General features: G+C 67.7%; 1 pseudogene. It reads left to right on the forward strand.

The window, feature by feature from the left end:
* Positions 1-260, forward strand: a pseudogene (locus SB751_RS32155) (amylo-alpha-1,6-glucosidase); the annotation flags it as partial.

A 260-nucleotide genomic window follows, 5' to 3' on the forward strand; every position in this document is an offset into this window, starting at 1 on the left:
GGCCGATCGCGCTCGTCGAGGTGCAGGCTTATGCGAGCGCGGCGTTCGAGACGATGTCGCGTTTCGCGACGCAACGCGGTCTGATCGAGGACGCCGCGCGCTACGCGGGCCGCGCCGCGAAAATCCGCCGCTGCGTGGAAGAGAAGTACTGGATGCCGGAGTCGGAGTTCTACGGCATCGCGCTCGACGGGCACGGCGATCTGTGCCGCGTGCTCGCGTCGAATGCCGGGCATCTGCTGGCCTTCGGGCTGCCTGAGTAT

This window comes from Cupriavidus sp. SIMBA_020 (genome assembly GCF_046535395.1).
Lineage (GTDB): Bacteria > Pseudomonadota > Gammaproteobacteria > Burkholderiales > Burkholderiaceae > Cupriavidus > Cupriavidus campinensis.